General features: G+C 70.9%; 13 protein-coding genes and 2 pseudogenes. 8 read left to right on the top strand and 7 right to left on the bottom strand.

The genetic code is table 11. From position 1 onward, the window contains the following. Window positions 1–1338 (bottom strand): GH1 family beta-glucosidase (locus ACWDR3_RS41540; protein ID WP_450357788.1); only part of this gene is annotated, 1338 nt, incomplete at its 3' end. A 273-nt stretch (window positions 1339–1611) separates the two neighbouring features. Here ACWDR3_RS41540 and ACWDR3_RS41535 point away from each other — a divergent pair. Both ACWDR3_RS41535 and ACWDR3_RS41530 read left to right on the top strand, forming a co-directional pair. Then, window positions 1612–3864, top strand: coding sequence for a glycoside hydrolase family 9 protein (locus ACWDR3_RS41535; protein WP_450357785.1), 2253 nt, complete (start codon window positions 1612–1614; stop codon window positions 3862–3864). Between the two features lie 30 nt (window positions 3865–3894). Continuing rightward, on the top strand, window positions 3895–4884 hold the full coding sequence (locus ACWDR3_RS41530) for a glycoside hydrolase family 6 protein (RefSeq protein WP_450357787.1): 990 nt from the start codon (window positions 3895–3897) through the stop codon (window positions 4882–4884). 34 nt (window positions 4885–4918) lie between these two features. Here the strand turns inward: ACWDR3_RS41530 and ACWDR3_RS41525 are convergent, their stop codons facing one another. Both ACWDR3_RS41525 and ACWDR3_RS41520 read right to left on the bottom strand, forming a co-directional pair. Then, window positions 4919–6877, bottom strand: coding sequence for a DUF2264 domain-containing protein (locus ACWDR3_RS41525; RefSeq protein WP_450357784.1), 1959 nt, complete (start codon window positions 6875–6877; stop codon window positions 4919–4921). Then, a complete protein-coding gene (locus tag ACWDR3_RS41520; RefSeq protein WP_450357783.1) occupies window positions 6874–7953 on the bottom strand; it encodes a LacI family DNA-binding transcriptional regulator in 1080 nt (359 codons plus the stop codon). Before ACWDR3_RS41520 ends, ACWDR3_RS41525 begins: the two co-directional genes overlap by 4 nt. 212 nt (window positions 7954–8165) lie before the next feature. On the opposite strand from ACWDR3_RS41520, the gene ACWDR3_RS41515 reads away from it, so the two are divergent. From ACWDR3_RS41515 to ACWDR3_RS41505, 3 genes are read left to right on the top strand one after another with little or no spacing between them, the layout of a single operon-like run. Then, entirely contained in the window at window positions 8166–9653 is a 1488-nt protein-coding gene (locus ACWDR3_RS41515) for an ABC transporter substrate-binding protein (protein ID WP_450357782.1), read from the top strand. 9 nt (window positions 9654–9662) lie between these two features. Beyond that, entirely contained in the window at window positions 9663–10658 is a 996-nt protein-coding gene (locus tag ACWDR3_RS41510) for a carbohydrate ABC transporter permease (protein WP_450357781.1), read from the top strand. 12 nt (window positions 10659–10670) lie between these two features. Then, window positions 10671–11540 (top strand): carbohydrate ABC transporter permease, encoded by an 870-nt coding sequence (locus ACWDR3_RS41505; protein ID WP_450357780.1) that lies wholly within the window; start codon window positions 10671–10673, stop codon window positions 11538–11540. 60 nt (window positions 11541–11600) lie between these two features. Here the strand turns inward: ACWDR3_RS41505 and ACWDR3_RS41500 are convergent. Beyond that, window positions 11601–12026 (bottom strand): annotated as a pseudogene (locus ACWDR3_RS41500) (MFS transporter); the annotation flags it as partial. Between the two features lie 334 nt (window positions 12027–12360). On the opposite strand from ACWDR3_RS41500, the gene ACWDR3_RS41495 reads away from it, so the two are divergent. Continuing rightward, window positions 12361–12729, top strand: a complete 369-nt coding sequence (locus ACWDR3_RS41495; RefSeq protein ID WP_450357779.1) for a hypothetical protein — start codon at window positions 12361–12363, stop codon at window positions 12727–12729. Window positions 12730–12848: 119 nt separating this feature from the next. After that, window positions 12849–13928 carry an AraC family transcriptional regulator gene (locus ACWDR3_RS41490; RefSeq protein WP_401717685.1) on the top strand — a complete coding sequence of 360 codons (1080 nt, stop codon included), beginning with the start codon at window positions 12849–12851 and terminating at the stop codon, window positions 13926–13928. A gap of 34 nt (window positions 13929–13962) precedes the next feature. Here ACWDR3_RS41490 and ACWDR3_RS41485 read toward each other — a convergent pair whose 3' ends face one another. From ACWDR3_RS41485 to ACWDR3_RS41475, 3 genes are read right to left on the bottom strand one after another with little or no spacing between them, the layout of a single operon-like run. Further along, window positions 13963–15375: an aldehyde dehydrogenase family protein gene (locus ACWDR3_RS41485; RefSeq protein WP_450357778.1), complete on the bottom strand. Its 1413-nt coding sequence runs from the start codon at window positions 15373–15375 to the stop codon at window positions 13963–13965. Next, the gene (locus tag ACWDR3_RS41480) at window positions 15372–16250 is read right to left on the bottom strand and encodes an SDR family NAD(P)-dependent oxidoreductase (RefSeq protein WP_450357777.1); all 879 of its coding nucleotides are present in this window, start codon (window positions 16248–16250) and stop codon (window positions 15372–15374) included. Before ACWDR3_RS41480 ends, ACWDR3_RS41485 begins: the two co-directional genes overlap by 4 nt. Next, window positions 16247–17566, bottom strand: coding sequence for a flavin-containing monooxygenase (locus tag ACWDR3_RS41475; protein ID WP_450357786.1), 1320 nt, complete (start codon window positions 17564–17566; stop codon window positions 16247–16249). The genes ACWDR3_RS41480 and ACWDR3_RS41475 overlap by 4 nt, the downstream gene beginning before the upstream one ends. Before the next feature lie 258 nt (window positions 17567–17824). On the opposite strand from ACWDR3_RS41475, the pseudogene ACWDR3_RS41470 reads away from it, so the two are divergent. Continuing rightward, window positions 17825–18041 (top strand): annotated as a pseudogene (locus ACWDR3_RS41470) (TetR/AcrR family transcriptional regulator); the annotation flags it as partial. Window positions 18042–18185 lie beyond the last annotated feature (144 nt).

Below are 18185 nucleotides of genomic sequence, written 5' to 3'. Positions count from 1 at the left end.
CTTGGGTGTGCGGCGCTGGGTCGGGTAGTCGACGTGCACGATGCCGAAGCGGGGCGCGTAGCCGAAGGACCACTCGAAGTTGTCGAGGAGCGACCAGACGAAGTAGCCCTTGAGCGGCACACCGAGGTCGATCGCCGCCGCGCAGGAGCGGATGTGGCCGTCCAGATAGGCCACGCGGTCCGCGTCGTGCACCCCGTCGTGCGCCACCACGTCGTCGAAGGCGGCCCCGTTCTCCGTGATGTACAGCGGCAGGGCCGGATAGTCGTTCTTGATCCGCAGGAGCAGGCGCAGCAGTCCCCCCTCGTCGATCTCCCAGCCCATCGCGGTCCTGGGCCTGCCTCCGTCGGCGACGCGGACCAACGGCGAGCCCACATAGGCGGTTTGGGCCGGAGTCGTACTGCCGGCGACCAGCATCGGCGCGTAGTAGTTGATGCCGAGGTGGTCCGGCGGGGCCCCGATCCGCTTCAGGTCGCCGTCGTGGATGTGGTCGGCGTCGGTGATCTCGCGGATGTCGTCGAGTACGTCGGCGGGGTAGGTGCCGCGCAGCAGCGGGTCGAGGAAGAGCCGGTTCTGCATGCCGTCGATGCGGCGGGCCGCGTCCTGGTCGGCGGGGTCGGTGGAGAGCGGGGTGACATGGGTGAGGTTGAGGGTGATGCCGACGCGCGAGCCGGCGCCCCGGATCGCCTCCGCGGCCAGGCCGTGGCCGAGCAGCAGGTGGTGGGCGGCGCGTACGGCGGCGGCGGGTTCGTGGCGGCCCGGGGCGTGCCGGCCGGTGGCGTAGCCCAGGAACGCCGAGCACCAGGGCTCGTTGAGGGTGGTCCAGTTGGTGATGCGGTCGCCCAATGCGCCGTGCGCGAGAGTGGCGTACTCGGCGAACCGCTCGGCGGTGTCCCGGACCGGCCAGCCGCCGGCGTCCTCCAGCGGCTGGGGCAGGTCCCAGTGGTAGAGCGTGGGCCAGGGCTGGATGCCGTGGTCGAGGAGGGTGTCGGTGAGGCGGCGGTAGAAGTCGAGGCCGCGCCGGTCGGCCGGACCGGAGCCGGAGGGCTGGATCCGGGGCCAGGCGAGGGAGAACCGGTAGGCGCGCAGGCCGAGTTCGGTCATCAGCGCGATGTCCTCGGGGAAGCGGTGGTAATGGTCGGCCGCGACGGCTCCGGTGTCACCGTCCCGGACGGCGCCCGGGGTGGCCGCGAAGGTGTCCCAGATGGAGGGACCCCGGCCGTCTTCCTCGACCGCCCCCTCGATCTGGTAACTCGATGTGGCGGCACCCCACAGGAAGCCGGGATCGAACGTGCTCACTGCGGTGACCCTCCGTCTGCCGAAATCCGAGAGCGATAACAGCCGGGAGCCCCATCGACCCCGACGTGTCTTTCGCTTCTGAACAGGGATGAAGCTGGGTTGACGCCACAGCTCGGCCGGTACCTGCGTGATGCTTCCCGTCAGAATTGGAAGCGCTTACAGTCGCAGAGTAGGAGCGGCGGGTTCAGTCTGTGAAGGGTCCGGACGTGGAAAAGGCTCCTGTGTGTGAAGTCTTGACAGCCTCGTCGCCCCCACCCACCATCTGGCACTGACGCCGCACCGAGCCGGGAACCCTGTCACCGAGAAGGGCCCGGTATGTACCGCAGGACCAGACTCCGCAAGCACAGATGGGGCGCGGTGTTCCTCGCGCCCGCCCTGACCGCCGCCACCCTGGCCGCGACCGCCACAACGCCCGCGCACGCCGCGGAAGCACCCTACGAACGCGTGCTCAACGGCACGTTCGACAGCGTGAAGACCCCGTGGTGGAGCAGTGGCAACACGCCGTCCACCGTCGACCTGGGCCGCCTGTGCGCGAACGTCCCCGCGGGGACCGTCAACGTATGGGACTCCATGATCGGCCAGAACGACATCCCCCTGGAAGCCGGCCGGCCCTACACGCTCCGCTTCACCGCGTCCGCCACTCGGGACGTGTCGATCCACGCCGTGCTGCAGGTGCCCACCGCTCCGGTCACGACCACCCTGAACAAAACAGCCGCCGTCACCACCACACCCAAGACCTTCCAGTTCACCGGCACCTCCACGCGCGCCGACCTGCACGCCCAGCTCTCCTTCCAACAGGGCGGCGCCGCCCAGCCGTTCACCCTCTGCATCGACGACGTCTCCCTCACCGGCGGGGCGACACCCCCGGGCGGCGGACGCGACTTCGGCTCCCCGGTGCGGACGAACCAGTACGGCTACGCGGTCCACGGCCCCAAGAGGGCGTCCATCGTCAACTCTTCGGCCGAACCGGTCCGTTGGCGCCTGCTCGACGCCTCCGGTGCGGTCGTGAAGGTCGGACGCACCCACGTCCAGGGCACGGACACCGCCTCCGGCGACCACGTGCACATCGCCGACTTCAGCTCGGTGCGCAAGGCCGGAACGGGGTACACGCTCGCGGTCGGCGACGCGACCAGCTACCCGTTCGCCATCGCGGACAACCCGTACACCTCCCTGCGCAAGGACGCGTTGGGGTATTTCTACGATGTCCGCAGCGGCACCCCCATCGAGGCCCGGTACGCGGGCGACGCCTACGCCCGGCCCGCCGGTCACGTCGGCGTGGCCCCGAACAAGGGCGACACGGACGTGCCCTGCCTGCCCGGCACGTGCGACTACTCACTGGACGTCCAAGGCGGTTGGTACGACGCCGGCGACCAGGGCAAGTACATCGTCAACGGGGCCCTCGCGGCATGGCAGTTGATGGACTCCTACGAACGCTCCCGCGCCCAGGGCGACTCCGCAGGCCTGCGCGACGGACTGCTGAGCATCCCCGAGAACCACAACGGCGTCCCGGACGTGCTCGACGAGTCCCGCTGGGAGACGGAGTTCCTGCTGAGCATGCAGGTGCCCGCGGGCGAGCCGCTGGCCGGCATGGCCCACCACAAGATCCACGACCTGGCCTGGAGTGCCCTTCCCACTCGGCCCGACCAGGACTCGCAACCCCGTTACCTGCACGCGCCGTCCACGGCCGCGACCCTCAACCTGGCCGCCGCGGGCGCCCAGTGCGCCCGGGTCTGGGCCCGCTACGACGCGGCCTTCGCGCGCGCCTGCCTGACCGCTGCCGAGACCGCCTGGAAGGCCGCGCTCGCCCACCCCGACGTCTACGCCCCGAGCAGCGACAGCGTCGGCGGGGGAGCGTACGCCGACACGGACGTGACCGACGAATTCTCCTGGGCGGCAACGGAGTTGTACGCCACCACGCACGACCGCACCTACCTGTCCCGCATCGACACGGAGATCACCCCGGCCGGGTTCTCCTGGCGGGACACCGGCGCGCTCGCCGACCTCACCGTCGTCCGGCTGCCGAACCGCTTCCCCGACCGCATGGTCGCCGCCGCCCGCAAGCGGGTCCTCGCGGTCGCGGACGGGTTCGTGCGGGACGAGCGGTCGCAGGGCTACCCGAACCCCAGCCTGACCGCCGACGGCGCCTACGCCTGGGGCTCCAACAGCGTCACCGCGAACAACGCCATGGTCATCGCGACCGCGTACGACCTCACCCACCGGGACGTCTACCGCGGCGCCGCCCTGGAGTCGCTGGACTACCTGCTCGGCCGCAACGCCCTGAACCAGTCCTTCGTCACCGGCTACGGCACCCGGTTCAGCCACAACCAGCACAACCGCATCTGGGCCCACCAGATCGACCCCGAGTTGCCGAGCCCGCCGCCCGGTTCACTGGCCGGCGGCCCCGACTCGGCCCTCCAGGACCCGGTCGCGCAGCAGAACCTGGTCGGCTGCGCCCCCGCCACCTGCTACATCGACGACATCTACTCGTACTCGACCAACGAGATCGCCATCAACTGGAACTCCGCGCTCGCCTGGGTCGCGACCTTCGCCGCGGACTCGGCCCGCTGAGAGGAAGGGATTCCCATGCGCTGGAAAGGCATGCTCCATACCCGCTCGCTCAATACCGCTTCACTCAAGACCGTCGCGCTCCGAACTGCCTTGATCTGTCTGCTCGTTGCGCCGCTGCCGCTCCTGTCAGCCGGTTCGGCGGCCGCCGCCAGTCCGATCTCCCTGACCAGCGGCTTCTACTCCAACCCCGACTCGGGCCCGGCCGTCTGGGTCCGCAACAACCCCTCCGACACCCGAGCCGCACGCATCCAGTCGGCCATCGCCTCGCAGCCGATCGCCCGCTGGTTCGCCGCCGAGAGCGGGGGCATCGGGCCGGCCGTCTCCAGTTACGTCGGTGCCGCCGACAGCCACGACAGACTGCCCGTCCTCGTCGCGTACAACATCCCGCTCCGGGACGCGTGCGGCGGCCACTCGTCCGGCGGCGCGGGCAGCGTGGCCGAGTACCGCACCTGGATCTCCACCTTCGCGGCGGCGGTGGGCGACCGCCCCGCCGTGGTCGTCATCGAGCCGGACGCCCTGTCGGACTTCAGCTGCCTGACGAGTGCGCAGATCAGCGACCGCCTCGCGATGCTCGCCTACGCCGCCCAGATGTTCCAGCAGAAGGCACCCAACACCTGGGCCTATCTGGACGCCGGGCACACCAACTGGGTCGCCCCCGCGACCATGGCGAGCCGGCTGAGGTCCGCGGGCATCGCCACCGTCCGCGGCTTCTCCGTGAACGTCTCGAACTTCTACACCACCTCGTCCTCGGAGACCTACGGCAACTCGATCGACTCGGCGCTCGGCGGCGGCTCCCACTTCGTCGTCGACACCAGCCGCAACGGCAACGGCTCCAACGGCGAGTGGTGCAACCCGGCCGGGCGAAAACTCGGCGTCACCGCGCGCGTGGGCGGCGCCGAGGACCTGCTGCTGTGGGTGAAGACACCGGGCAACTCCGACGGGCAGTGCGGCATCGCACCGACAGTCCCCGCCGGCCAGTTCAGCCCAGCGATCGCGGTCCGGCTCATCGACGGCACGTGATCGAGACGTACGGCACCTGATCCCGGCGCACGGGTCAACTCGGCGGCTCCAGACGGACGTTGTCCTCGGTGCCGTCGGGCCAGCTGACCGAGGCGAGCGCGGTGCCGTCACCGTCGTAGGCGACCTCCAGACGTACGGCTTCGGCGGCACCCGGGCCTTCGACCACTCCGGAGAGACAGACCAACGCGGCGTACACCGCGCCCGGTTCGACCTCCTCGGTCGTGGCGAGCCAGGGTGTCGCCGAGTACGGGCCGAAGGCGTTGGCGTCCCGCGCGGTGGTGATGCCTGCTCGGTCGAAGCCGCGCAGACCGACCACCGTGCTGGACAGGCCGGTCGAGCGGCTCACCCACGCGGCAGGCCCGGTCTCCTCGTGTGCGAGCGGCGGCTCGTCGGCGGCCAGACAGTAGCCGCCGAGCCGCAGCCGCAGTGGTCCCTCGATCGGGCCGTCGACGCGTGCGAGCCGCACCTCCAGCGGGCCGTTCAACACGGATGCCGTCGTGATCCACGGACCCGCGCGGAAGGCGGGCGCGGGGTCGTGGGCGTACGGGGCGGGTACCGGGCCGAGTGGCCAGTGGGCGCGGTGGCGGGAGACGGCGGTGCGCACACCTAGGTGCAGCCGGGTCAACGGGCGGCGGTGGGACGGGCGTTCGTCGGCGTCGAGCAGCGCGAAGTGCGAGTCGAGCGGGTCGTTCAGGCTCGCCTCCGTGCTGTCGGGGGCCGCGTGGGTGGCGTAGGCGAGGCGGGTGTACGTCGGGTCGTCCGCCTCGACGTCGACGCCGTCACCGAAGGCGTGGTCGCTGCCGTGGTTGACGACGCGTACGACCCCGTCCGCGGCCGTGCCGGAGACGAGCCAGCCCGGGGCGGTCACCGTCCGCCGCACGTCCCGGGTCTCGATCGGCAGGGCCTCCTCCTTCTCCGTCCACACCGGGTGTTCCGGCGGCAGCACCAGTCCGGCGAAGCCCTTGCTCGACCAGTACGGGGAGCCGGGCCCGGAGTAGGGCTGTCTGATGGCCGGGAACTCCCCGTGCCAGCCCAGCGGTTGGAGCCCGTGCTCGTCGAAGCAGCCGGCTTCGGTGAAGTGCCGCAGCACTCCGCTCGCCAGGCGGCGGGTGCGGCCCGCGGGCAGGGGAGTGGCGTCGAAGACGGCGCCCACCCACAGCGGGCAGAGCGTCGCGTAGCGGTAGGTGAGGGAGCGGCCCTGGTACAGCGGGGCGCCGTCGGCCGCCACGAGGTACTGGACGTCGTCGAGGTAGCGGCGCAGCCGGGCCCGGTAGCGGGGGAGCAGGTCCGGATGCGCGGCCGTGCCCGAGATGCGGCAGTACCAGAGCGGGTAGTACTGCATGGCCCAGCCCGAGTAGTGGTCGAAGTGCCGCAGCGTGCCGCCGGTGCCGCCGTCGGCGTACCAGCCGTCGCCCGCGTACCAGTCCTCCGTCCGCGCGATCGCGTGGTCGATGTCCGGTGCGCTCCACGGGGCGCCGACCGAACGCAGGAACGCCGACGTGATCGCCCTGAACCAGACCCAGTTGTTGTCCGGCACGTCACTGCCGAGCAGCTCCGTCATCCAGGCGACGATCCGTTGTCGTACGCCGTCGTCGAGCCGGTCCCAGATCCAGGGCCGGGTCTCGTGCAGCGCGATGGCCACCGACGCGCACTCGACCTTGGCCTGTCTGCACTCGCGCATGCTCGGCCAGTGGTCCGGGGAGCTCGGGTCGGTGCCGGCGGTCAGGCCCTCGGCGTACCAACTCGCGTGACCGCCCGGGTCGTTGTCGCCGGAGTGGGCCAGGCGGAACCCGGCGAGCAGGAAGGTGCGGGCGAAGCCTTCGAGGCCGTCACTGTGCCGGCCGGAGCGGCTGGCGGGGCCGGGCAGATGGAGGAGGGCGTGGTGGTCGGTGGCGTACGGGCGGACGGCGGCCAGCTGTGCGTCGGCCAGTGCCTCCCAGTGCGTACGCGTCCAGCCGGTGTACGGCGAGAGGAGCCGGTCTTCGGATGTCAACTGTCCGCCTTTCCGACGGTGTTGAGGCGGGCCGGGGGTGCCACCGACCGGCGTACGACGACGTGCGAGCCGAGCACCACACGGCGACTGGGCGGATCCGTGGGGCGGCGGTGCAGGGCCAGGCGGGCGGCGGAGCGGCCGAGTTCCTGCTGGGGGACGTGCACGGTGGTCAGGCGCGGGTAGAGGTCCTCGGCGAGCGGGATGTCGTCGAAGCCGACCACGGAGAGTTCGTCGGGGACCGAGCGGCCCAGGTCGCGGGCGGCGGCGATGGCGCCCGCCGCGCTCATGTCGCTGGCGCAGAAGATCGCGGTGGCATCGGTGTCGGTGAGGAGGCGGCCCGCCGCCTCGTAGCCGGACTCGCGTGTCATGTCGGTCTCGGCGACGAGTGCCGGGTCGGGCTTGACGCCGTGTGCGCGCAGCGCCCGTTCGTATCCTTCGAGACGCTGACCGGCCACGCTGAACTCGTGCGGGCCCGCCAGGTGGGCCACCCGGGTGTGGCCGGCGGAGAGCAGATGACTGGTGGCGGCGAAGGCGCCGGCCTCCATGTCGCACTCCACCACGTCCACCGGCGCCTTGGTGCCCTTCCACGGCCGGGCGCAGAGCACCAGGCGGGCGCCGGCCCGGTCCATCCCCTCGGCGGCGGCGGCGAGTTGGGTGAGATGCTCGTCGGTCTCGGCCATGCCGCCGACCAGGATGATCGCCTCCGCGCCGCGCTGGCGCATCAGGTTGATCACCGACAGCTCGCGCTCCGGGACCCCCTGGGTGGAACAGACCAGGCAGACCCGGCCGTCGGCGACGGCCTGCTCCTCCACCCCGGACGCGACGTTCATGAAGAACGGTGAGGTGATGTCGTTGACCACCATCGCCACCAGCCCCGAAGTCGTGCTGAGGGTGCGGGCGTTGGTGTTGACCACGTAGTCGAGGTCGCGCACGGCCTGCATGACCCGCTCGTGCGTGGCCGGAGGCGCCGTGTACGCCTCGCTGAGGATCCGCGACACGGTGGCGACGGACACGCCCGCGCGCGACGCCACGTCACGGATCGTCGCCCGACCTGCGGAACCCCGACCTTGAGCCATGCGCTGCTTCTCCTTGCCCCGGTGAACGGCCGATGTAAGTAACACCGATGAAAAAGTTACACAACCGGCGCGGGATTCTCTACGCCCAGGTGCGGGTGCCTGTCCGGAGTTTCCCCAGCATTGCCGAACCTCTTGACGGCTGTGGGGCGCCCCCTTAACGTCCCCGTTACTGTAAACGGTTCAGTGAACGTTACATGCCGGAGGAACACCAGATGACTTCGTCGAACGTCTCCAGACGCGCCCTCCTGCGCACCGCCGCACTCGGCGCCGGCACCCTCGCGGTGGGCGGCGGCCTGAGCGCCTGCGGCTCCGGCTCGTCCTCGTCGTCGGCGGACGCGCTCACCTACTGGGACTGGTACGTCACCCAAGCCCCTTGGGTCGACAAGGAGATCGACCTCTTCGAGAAGGGGCACAGCGGGGTCGGCGTCAAGAAGACGACCCAACAGAACGCCAAGTACGCCGACTTGGTCGCGCTCGCCAACCGCAGCGGCAACCCGCCGGACGTCTTCATGATCCCGCAGGTGCCCAGCGTCGCCGAGCAGGTCGCCAAGGGCTGGCTGCACCCGCTCGACGAGTGGGCGACCCCGAAGTGGCAGGCGCGCTTCCCCGAGGGCACCTTCCTGGAAGGCGCCAACGTCTTCGACGGCAAGGTCTATTCGGCTCCGCTGAAGGGCTCGGGCCCGCAGTACCAGCTCTACATCCACAACGGCGTCTTCAAGTCCGTCGGCCTCACGAACCCGGACGGGAGCGTGAAGGTGCCCCGTACCTGGGACGAGGTGACCAGCGCCGCCCAGACGATCACCAAGAAGAGCGGCGGCAAGGCGTACGGCCTCGGCTTCGGCAACGCCGACGGCATCGGCGTACTCGCCTGGTGGCTGGATCTGTTCGTCCGCGGCGCGGGCGCACCGGGCGGCGCCCCCACCCTCCCCGGCGCGGGCCTCGACTACCGCGTCGGGAAGTGGACCTTCGCCACCGACCGGGCCTACGCCGACTTCCTGGAGCTGTTCGTCGAATGGAAGAAGCGCGGCTTCTTCCACCCCAACTCCGTCAGCCTCTCCGACGAAGCGGCGCGCGCGTTCTTCGAGCGCGGCAAGTTCGGCATGACCGTCGGCGGCGTGTGGAACCAACCCGAGTGGACCCAGCACAAGTTCACCGACTACAGCCTGGTCACCCTGCCCTCGCCCACCACGACTCCGCAGGGCTACTACTACGCCGACCCGGTCGGCAACGGCTCCTTCGCCGCGGTCTCCGCCAAGACCAAGAAGGCGCACGAGGCCTTCCAGTGGCTGGACGCGCTGACGTCGCCCGCCGCCGGGCGCCGCTGGGTCGAGGACCTCAACGGCGTCTCCGCGCACCCCGCGAACAACAACCCGGACGGCATCGACTCCAAACCCTTCGCCGCCTTCGTCGGCATGACCGAGCAGGTACTGAGCGGTCCGGTGCCCCTCGTGCGCAACCCGGGACTGGCCGCCGTCGCACCCAGCGTCCCCAAGCCGGACATCAGCGACGTGGTGACCGGCGTCTACACCGGCCAGATCAAGGACGTACACAGTGCGTTGAGCGACCTGGCCGAGAAGAAGTTCCAGCTCCTGTCCGACGCGGTCGCCGCCGTGGCCAAGCAGGGCAAGAAGGTCAGCACGTCCGACTACGTCTTCGCGGACTGGGACCCCACAAAGCCGTACACCACGAAGAAGGCCTGAGCCGCCGCCATGTCACTCCTCGCCACCCGCCGGCGCGAACTGCCGCACCGCACCGCACCACCGGTCGCCCCCCGGCCCGGCCTCGGCCGCCGCATCCGCGCAGCCACGTGGTCGTACGTCTATCTCGCCCCCATGGCCGTGCTGTTGCTGGCCTTCGTGATCTACCCGATCATCGCCTCCTTCGGATACACCTTCTACCGCTGGAACGGCATCGGTGAACCCGGCGACTATGTGGGCCTCGCCAACTTCCGGCAGATCCTGCACGACCGCATCTTCTGGGGCGCCGTCGAGCACACCTTCGTCTACGCGTTCGTGCTCGTCCCGGTGCAGCTCCTGCTGGCGTTGGCGCTCGCCCTCGTACTGAACAACCCGAAGCTGAAGTTCGCGCTGTTCTTCCGGACCGTCTACTTCATCCCCGTCGTCACCTCGGCGGCGGTCGTCGGGGTCGTCATCCAGCTCATGCTCGCCAACTTCGGTGACTCGGCGGGCAGTCTGCTCGCCAAGACCGGGGTGACCGACGGGCGGATCGACTGGCTCGGCGACCCGCACACCGCCCTGGCCGTGATCATCGCGATCGGCATCTGGCACACCCTCGGCTACAACCTCGTCTACTTCCTCGCCGGACTCCAGACCATCCCGGCCGAGCTGTACGAGGCGGCGAAGCTCGACGGCTGCGGGCCGGTGCAGTCCTTCTTCCGCATCACCATCCCGATGCTGCGCCAAGTCGGCGTCGTCATCGTGGTGTTGGCGTTCATCGGCAGCTTCCAGGTCTTCGACCTGGTGCAGGTCCTCACCGGCGGCGGCCCGTACTTCGCCACCGAGGTCGTCAACACCTACATCTACCACCTGGCGTTTGGCGGCTCCGCGGGCGCCGCCGCCCAGCCCGACATCGGCCTGGCCTCCGCGGCCTCGTTCCTCTACGGACTGCTCCTCATCGTCTTCTCCGCGCTGCAGGTCCTCGCCCTGCGCCGGCTCACCCGTCGGCGCACGGCCGCCAACCAGTAAAGGGTCACGTCGATGTCCACACTGTCCCAACGCCCGCGCCTCCGAACGCGGTTGAGCCTGCGCCGAGGCCGACGCGGCCTGCTCTATCTCGCACTGCTCGGCGGCGGCCTCGTCTGGCTCTATCCGTTCCTGTGGGCGCTGGGCAGTTCACTCAAGAGCACCGACGGCTTCTTCTCCGGCGGGCTGAACCCGATCCCGTCCGAGTTCCACTGGTCCAACTACAGCGAGGCCTGGACGCAGGCCGACTTCAGCCGGTTCTTCGTCAACACGGTCCTGTTCGCCATGGGGACGGTCGTCGTCACGCTGCTGGCCACCTCGATGGCGGGCTATGTGCTGGCCCGCACCGACTTCCCCGGCAAGAAGATCTGGCTGGGCCTGGTCGGGGTGACGCTCTTCCTGCCGCACGGCTACACGATCATCCCGGTCTTCGACTTGATCCAACGCCTCCATCTCCTCAACACCCTCTGGTCGGTGGTCATCGTCCAGTCGGCGGGCGGGATGGTCTTCGGCACCTTCCTCTTCATGGGCTACTTCACGACGATCGACCGGGGCCTCGAGGACGCGGCCCGCGTGGACGGGGCCAACTTCCACCAGATCTTCTGGCGGATCATGCTGCCGCTGTCCGGGCCGATGCTGGCGACCGTCGGCCTGTTCGCCTGCATCACCGCCTGGAACAGCTTCTTCATCCCGCTGGTCTTCACCCTCTCCCGCCCCGAACTGCACACGCTGTCGGTGGGCATGTTCAACTTCATCGGCCAGAACTCCACCGCCTGGACCCTGGTCTGCGCGGGGTCGGTCATCACCCTGCTGCCCATCGTCGTGATCTTCATCGTGCTGCAGCGGTTCTTCATCAACGGACTGGCCGGCGCGGTCAAGCAGTAGCGGGGTGAAGTGGCGGGCCGCGATCAGGACGAGCATCGCCAGGGCGGCCGGTGCCGCGTAGGCCAGACGGAACTCGCCGGTGGAGCCGAGGAGTCCGCTCACGGCGCCGCCCGTGACGACACCCGCGTAGTTGAAGAGGTTCAGGCGCGCCAGGACGGCCTCCGCGGCGCCGGGCCGCAACCGGGCCGCGCCGGCCAGACACAGCGGGGCCAGCACGGACGCCCCGAGCCCCACCGCCCCGGCCGCGAGCACGGCGAACGGCCAGGTCGGCGCGGCGGCCATGCCCGCCAGCGCACCCGCGACCAGCACAGCGGCGGTGCGTACGACGGCCACCGCCCCGAATCTCCGCACGAGACGGTCGGTGGCGGCACGGCCCGCGACCGTGCCGGCCTGGTAGGCCGCGTACGCCATCGGCGCCACGGCGAGGGACGCGGCGAGGTCCCGGCGCAGATAGACCGCGGACCAGGCGGAGACCGTCGAGTCCACGACGTAGACGACGAGGAGGACCAGGCCGAAGGGGAGGAGCCGGAGCCAGAGGCGGCGGCCCAGGGGTGACTGCGCCGACGGGGACGACGATTCCGCGGCGGTGGGCAGGGCGTGCGTGCGCAGGCAGCAGGCGACGACCAGGAGGATGCCCGCCTGCACGGACAGACCGCCCGACACGGGCCAGCCCAGCCGGGCCGCCCCCGCGGTGAGCAGGGCCGAGACGACACCGCCCACGCTCCACGCCGCGTAGAAGGAGCCGAAGACGCTGCGGCCGTAGGCGCGTTCGATCGCGGCGGCCCGGGTGTTGATCCCGACGTCGAGGGCACCGATCGCGATGCCGAAGACGACGTACGCGCAGACCGCGGTCGCCCGGCCGGGGGCCACTCCGATCAGCGTCAGCGCGGCGGCGGCCGTCACCAGGGCCCCGCGGATCGTCGGGACGGGACCGGCGACGCGGACCGCGGCCAGGCCGAGAAAGCTGCCGGCGCCCGCCGTCAGAGCCACCGCGACCAGCGTGACGGTCGTCAGGAGCGGGGGCAGCCGCAGGTGTTCGGTGACCGCCGGGACGGTCGTGTACACGGCGGCGACGGACACACCCTGCGCGGCGAACGCGAGGGTCGCCGACCTGCGGGCACCGGCCTTCGCGGCGGGGCGCCCGGCCTGGGCTCGACCTGGAGCGCTGAGGGACATGCACGGACCGTAGTCAGCCGTGGCGGGGCGGACGCAGGACGTCGGGGGCCGTTGAGGGGACCCGGGCGGCCACGGCCGGCGTCCCCCGGCGCCCGGGTGCTTACGGTGGGCGCACACGAGAAGGTGAGTGCGATGCTCCCTGCCCCCACCCCGCCGGACCCGTCGGGGACGAACCGCAGCACGTCGGCGACGATCCAGCCGAACATCCTGCGCTACCTCGTCATGGTCGCCGACGAACGCGGCATCGACCTGCGGCCCCTGCTCGGCCGGGTCGGCCTGGACGAGACGCTCATGCGCTCCGCCGCGCTGCGGGTGTCGTACCGGCAGGGCAGCGCGGTGATCAAGCGCGCGCTGGAACTCACCGGGGACGAGCGGCTGGGGCTCAAGGTCGGCGCGACCCAGCACCTGACCGCGTGGGGGCTGCTCGGGTTCGCGCTGCTGGCCGCCGACACGCTGCGGCACGCCATCGAGACCGGGGTGAGGTACCAGAACATCTCCGGCGCGATGACCGTGTGGTCGACCGGCGTGCACGAGGACGGCGCCTTCGTCCTGCGCGCCGACCTGCCCGACCCCGCCATCGACCCGAGCGTGGCGTCCTTCCTGATCGAGGAGGGGTTCGCCTCCGTGGTCACCCTGTCCCGACTGGCCGTCGGCCCGGACTTCGTCCCGCGCGTGGTGGAGTTCTCCGCGCCGCCGCCCCGGCAACGCGAGCTGTACGGCGCCCTGTTCGGCTGTCCGGTCCGCTTCCGCGCCCCGGCCGACCGCATCGTCGTCGACCCCGCCTGGGCCGGCGCCCGGATGCCCGGCCGGGACCCGGTGACGTACGCCGCCACCCTGGAGACGCTCGATGCCCAACTGGCCGCCCGCACCGACCAGCAGGACCTCCTCGAAGTGCTGGAGATCTCCGTCGCGCAGAGCCTCCCGGTGATCCCGTCCTTCGGTGAACAGGCACGACGGCATGCGACGAGCGAGCGGACACTGCGCCGCAGGCTCGCCGACTGCGGCACGACCTACGAGGCACTCGCCGAGGGAGTACGCCGGGAGCGCGTCGAACAGCTGCTGCTGCGCCCGGAGTTGACGCTGCGTGACATCGCCCACCGAGCGGGTTTCTCCGACGAACGGGCCCTGCGTCGCGCGGTGCGCCGCTGGCACGGCACCTCCCCGGTCCGACTGCGGGAGGAACTGCTCCGGGCGGCGGCGCACCGCGAGTGACGGGCGCGAACGGGGTCGACGAAAGGGGACGGGATCAACGGGTGCGGATCCAGACCGTCTTCTCCCGGGTCCACTGGTCGAAGGCGTTCGTGGACTTCTCCACGCCACCGAATCCGGACTGCTTCCAACCGCCGAACGGCGTGGTGATGTCGCCCTCGCTGTAGGCGTTGACGGAGACCACGCCCGCCTCGATGCCACGGGCCAGCCGCAGCGCGGTGTCGAGGTCGCGGGTCCAGACGGAGGCGGCGAGCCCGTACTCGGTGGCGTTCGCCATCCGTACCGCCTCGTCCTCCGGGCCGAAGGTCTCGACCGTGACCACGGGGCCGAACAACTCCCTTGTCAGGACGGCACTTTCGGCGGGGACGCGGGTGATCACGGTGGGCGGGTAGTAGGCGCCGCGCGGGGGCAGCCCGTGGGGGAGTCCCGCGGTGTGGATCTGGGCTCCGGCCGCCCGGGCGGCGTCCACGGCACCCGCGACCCGGTCGAAGGCGGCGCGGTCGATGAGCGGTCCCTGCTGGGTACGGGGATCTGCCGGATCGCCGATGACGAGCTCCCGCGCCGCCGCGGTGAACCGTTCCACGACCTCCTCGGCGATGCTGCGGTGCACCAACACCCGTGATCCGGCGGTGCAGTTCTGGCCCATCGTCAGGAACGCGGCCTCGATCATGTCGGCGATGAGGTCGTCGCCGTAGGAGAGCGCGTCGGCCATCAGCACCTGCGGGCTCTTGCCGCCCATCTCCAGGGAGACGCGCTTGAAGTTGCTGTCGGCGGCGTCCTTGAGGATGCGGCGGCCGGTGGCGGTGGAGCCGGTGAAGGAGAGCGCCCGTACGAGGGGATCGCGGGCGAGGGCCGCTCCGGCCTCCTCGCCGTGGCCGGGCAGGACCGTGAGCACGCCGTCGGGCAGGCCGGCCTCGGCGGCGAGGGCGGCCAGGTGCAGGGCCGAACGCGGGGTCGCTTCCGCGGGCTTGACCAGCAGACAGTTGCCCGCGGCGAGGGCGGGACCGATCTTCCAACCGGCCATCGCCAGAGGGTAGTTCCACGGGAGGATCGCCGCGGCCACGCCGACCGGCTCGCGGGTGACGAGACCCAAGCCGTCGGGCCCACCCGGCGCGACCCGGCCGAAGACCTTGTCGGCGGCCTCGGCGAACCAGCGGATCGACTCGATCGCCCCCGGTACGTCGCCCGTACGGCACTCCGTGATCGGCTTGCCCGCGTCCTCGCAGTCCAGCCGGGCGAGGATCTCGGCGTCGCGGCCCATCAGGTCGGCCAGGCGCAGCAGTACGGCGGCCCGCTCGCGGACCGGCCGCCGTGACCAGATGCCGGAGTCGTACGTGAGTTGCGCTCGTTCGGCGGCCTTGGTGACGTCGGCGGCGCTCGCGGCGGGGAGGGTGGTGATCGGTTCGCCGGTGGCGGGGTTGACGATGTGCAGCGTCTCGTCCCTGGTCATGCCTCCTCCACCAACTCCCAGCGCCCGTCGGTCTGTCGGGCCAGTCCGCGGCGGCGGAGCTCCTCCAGATAGCGGGCCATGCCGCGGTCGCCGCGCTTGCGGAACAGGGGGAAGATCCTGGGCAGCAGGTTCGGTACGAGCATCGCGAACCGCACGAGCCGGGACTCGCCGGCCCGCGGATAGGCCTCCAGGCGGGGCCTGTCCAGCAGGCTCACGACGGCGGCGACGACGTCGGCGGGCTGCTGCGGCGGTTCCTGGAACTGCATGGAGTTCCCGCCGTCCACCGCCTCCTGTCGCAGCATCCGGGTGTCGGTCGCCGACGGGAGCACCGACCCGGCCAGGATGCCCTTGCTCCGCAGGTCGAGCCCGATGGCGAGCATCGCGCCGCGCAGCCCGAACTTGGACGCCGTGTAGATCGGGGTCTCGCCCAGGGGGAAGACCCCGCCGAGTGACACCGTGGTGATCACCCGGGCGTCCCGGGCCGTCTTGAGCAGGGGGAGCGCGATCCTGGTCGCGACCAGCGGGGAGATCAGGTTGAGGGTGATCTCCTGCTCGATGCTGTCGACGCTGCGGACGTCGAAACGCTCCGAGCTGGTCATGCCCACGTTGTTCACGAGCACGTCGAGGCGGCCGTAGCCGTCGGCCACCTGCTCGAACAGCCGCTCCAGCTCGGTGCGTTGCGACACGTCGCAGCCGATGCCCGTGTGCCCGGCGCCGGCCAGCTCCGCGGCGACCTTCTCGGCCCGGACCCCGTCGATGTCGACGACGACACAGCGGGCGCCGCCGGCGGCGAAGCGGCGGCACAGCGCACTGCCGATTCCGCCCGCGCCACCGGTGACCAGCATGACCTTGTCGGTGAAGTCGAACCGGCTCATGCCGTCGCCTCCACGCGCCGCGGGGAGCGCGCCCGCGGCGCCCGGCCCTCGGTGCGCCAGCCCATCCGCCGTGCCACCTTGCCGAGGTACTTCACGAACGCCCCGCTGTCGACGTAGCCCGTGTGCCGGGGCGAGGCGACGAACTTCAGCCCGCCGGACAGGTCCGGACGGTCGGCGCGGACCAGCTGCGCGAAGCGTTCCGCGTTCGGCAGCCGGTGCCGCGCGTCGTGCAGATACCCGGCGATCAACTGGGCCTGTGCGTCGAAGAGTTGGTACGCGCCCGAGTTGGTCTCGATGAACCCGATGCCGAACAGACCCTCGTGCTCGCGCGAGAACGACGACAGATACAGGTCGGGATGCTGCTCGTCGCCGAAGTACCGCTGAGCGACCGGCACCCTGTGGACGTAACCCGTGGCGAGCAGGACGAGATCGAAGTCGTCGCTCGTGCCGTCGGTGAAGTGCACGGTGCTGCCCTCGGCGCGGGCGATCCCGGGCCTGGCGGTGATGTCGCCGTGCTGGAGGTGGTGGATCAGCAGGGAGTTGATGGCCGGGTGGGTCTCGAAGAGCCTGTGGTCCGGCTTCTGCAGCCCGAGGCGCGTCGGGTCGCCGTTGACGATCCGCAGCAGACCGCTGAAGACGCGCTGCGCCAGCCACATCGGCAGCTGGGGACCGCTGTCGGCGATGGTGTCGACCGGCCGTCCGAACAGGTGCTTCGGAATGAACCAGTACCCGCGCCGCATGCTGATCACCGCGCGGTCGGCCGTGCGGGCCGCGTCGCACGCGATGTCGCAGCCGGAGTTCCCGGCCCCCACGACCAGGACCCGCCTGCCGCGCAGCTCCTCCGCGCTGCGGTAGCCGACGGTGTGCCGGACCTCCCCGTCGAACTCCCCTGGCAGCTCAGGGATGTTGGGGTGCCGCTGCGCGCCCGTGCACACCACGACCTGGCCGTGCAGGCTCGCCCGGCCGTCGGCCCGGGTGACGGTCCAGGTGCCGTCCGCGTTCTTCTCGACGTCCGTGACCTCGACGCCGTACTCGATCCGGTCGGTCAGCCCGTAGGCGTCGGCGAAGGACCGCAGGTACGACAGGATCTGCCGGTGCGGCGGGTAGTCCGCGAAGTGGTCGGGCATCGGGAAACCGCCGAAGCCGGACAGGGTCCTGCTGGAGATGAAGTGGGCCGACTCGTACATCGGACTGCCCGGATTGTCGATGTCCCAGATACCGCCGGGCCCGGTGTGCCGCTCCAGTTGCGTGTACGGCAGATTCCGCTCCGCCAGGGCCCTGGCGACCGCCAGCCCGGCAGGTCCGGCGCCGATCACACACGTATCGAGCTCACTGTCTTGCCTCACGGGTCCGCCTCCTCGCTCGTCCCGCTGCACGGAGCGGGTGGTGGAGGAAACGTATGCAGCGGCTGTCCGGCGGGAACTGACCCGCGCGGCCAAGGACCGGACCCCGGCGGCCGCGGCGCGATCAGTGTGTTCGTCCCGGGCGTCCGGCCGGGGCGTTCGGCTATGCGCGTACGACTTGATCGAATGACTTGTTCGTGAGACTGAGTCGCCCTGGCTATAGTCGGTGCCATGGCTCATGTCTCCGCGGCCGAGCGCCGTCCCCAGCTGATCAGAGCGGCCATCGACTTCATGACCCGGGAGGGGGTCGCGGCCGGCAGCACCCGGGCCATCGCCGCCGAGCTGGGGGTCGCCCAGGCCACCGTGCACTACACCTTCGGCACGAAGGAAGAGCTGTACCTCGCGGTCATGGAGCAGCTCACGCAGGATCTGGTGGCCCAGGTCGAGGGTCCCGTCCGGGCAGCGCGCGTCGATGACTCGGGGTGGTGGCCCGGGCTAGTGGTGACCCCCGGACACCCGTGCCGGACGGGTTGAGGATGATGACGTCCTCGACGCGGATGTTCTTGCTGCCCTCGCAGAGGATCGCGCCGCC

It is taken from the genome of Streptomyces sp. NPDC001002 (assembly GCF_053599215.1).
Note: the sequence above shows the minus strand (reverse complement) of the source record. Positions and strands in the feature narration are given on the sequence as shown.

What these genes read in the sequence shown, in the direction of transcription:
- ACWDR3_RS41505 (WP_450357780.1), top strand. Translation starts at nt 10,671, where the DNA reads ATGTCCACACTGTCCCAACGCCCGCGCCTCCGAACGCGGTTGAGCCTG.
- ACWDR3_RS41535 (WP_450357785.1), top strand. Translation starts at nt 1,612, where the DNA reads ATGTACCGCAGGACCAGACTCCGCAAGCACAGATGGGGCGCGGTGTTC.
- ACWDR3_RS41490 (WP_401717685.1), top strand. Translation starts at nt 12,849, where the DNA reads ATGCTCCCTGCCCCCACCCCGCCGGACCCGTCGGGGACGAACCGCAGC.
- ACWDR3_RS41510 (WP_450357781.1), top strand. Translation starts at nt 9,663, where the DNA reads ATGTCACTCCTCGCCACCCGCCGGCGCGAACTGCCGCACCGCACCGCA.
- ACWDR3_RS41495 (WP_450357779.1), top strand. Translation starts at nt 12,361, where the DNA reads ATGCCGAAGACGACGTACGCGCAGACCGCGGTCGCCCGGCCGGGGGCC.
- ACWDR3_RS41520 (WP_450357783.1), bottom strand. Translation starts at nt 7,953, where the DNA reads ATGGCTCAAGGTCGGGGTTCCGCAGGTCGGGCGACGATCCGTGACGTG.
- ACWDR3_RS41480 (WP_450357777.1), bottom strand. Translation starts at nt 16,250, where the DNA reads ATGAGCCGGTTCGACTTCACCGACAAGGTCATGCTGGTCACCGGTGGC.
- ACWDR3_RS41485 (WP_450357778.1), bottom strand. Translation starts at nt 15,375, where the DNA reads ATGACCAGGGACGAGACGCTGCACATCGTCAACCCCGCCACCGGCGAA.
- ACWDR3_RS41515 (WP_450357782.1), top strand. Translation starts at nt 8,166, where the DNA reads ATGACTTCGTCGAACGTCTCCAGACGCGCCCTCCTGCGCACCGCCGCA.
- ACWDR3_RS41530 (WP_450357787.1), top strand. Translation starts at nt 3,895, where the DNA reads ATGCTCCATACCCGCTCGCTCAATACCGCTTCACTCAAGACCGTCGCG.